This is a genomic window from Streptomyces mutabilis (assembly GCF_014649815.1).
GTDB lineage: Bacteria > Actinomycetota > Actinomycetes > Streptomycetales > Streptomycetaceae > Streptomyces > Streptomyces mutabilis.
In genome coordinates this window covers 1-529 of sequence record NZ_BMTT01000297.1, presented here as the reverse complement: position 1 = coordinate 529, position 529 = coordinate 1, and the positions used below count along the sequence as shown (strand labels likewise).

General features: G+C 42.5%; 2 protein-coding genes. Both read right to left on the bottom strand.

Annotated features, from left to right (window positions below):
• Window positions 1-343, bottom strand: a 343-nt coding sequence (gene mreD / locus IE142_RS40395) for a rod shape-determining protein MreD (protein ID WP_191889525.1), incomplete at its 3' end; no start/stop codon positions are given.
• Window positions 343-529, bottom strand: a 187-nt coding sequence (locus tag IE142_RS40390) for a hypothetical protein (RefSeq protein WP_229831318.1), incomplete at its 5' end; no start/stop codon positions are given. The genes IE142_RS40390 and mreD, both read right to left, overlap by 1 nt.

Below are 529 nucleotides of genomic sequence, written 5' to 3'. Positions count from 1 at the left end.
CACCAATCGCTAACATTACCACTAATGCCTGTTGCCATAACGCTAAGTTACAAAATAATTGATATTTAAAGGCAATAACATAACTTACTAGGGTATAAGCCAACGCATTTACGCCTAATGTTGTCCCTTGCACTAAATCCATGCTCATCCCAAGAACAAATGCTGTTCCAACGCTAATACGATGAGGTAATGATGTTATCCAATAAATCAGAAACAACACCGGCCAAATAGGGCGATAAACTTCCAGTTGCTCAGGCCAAGGCATAATTTGTAACACCAAAGCTATTAGAAACGAGAGCCAAATAATCCAACGCCCACGGCTACGATAAGGATTGATTGTCACTATCTACCTCGATTCGTATTAGGTTGAGGTTTATTGTTTTCCGTTGGTGGTACTGGTGCTATATCACTTGGGGTGGCGCTATTTTCCGTTGGCTCTTGTGACATAGAACGAGGCAGTGGTGGCCCCGCTTGTTCATAGTTAGGCAGTACCTGTGGCATTAATTGCATCAAACGTTCATTGGCAGCA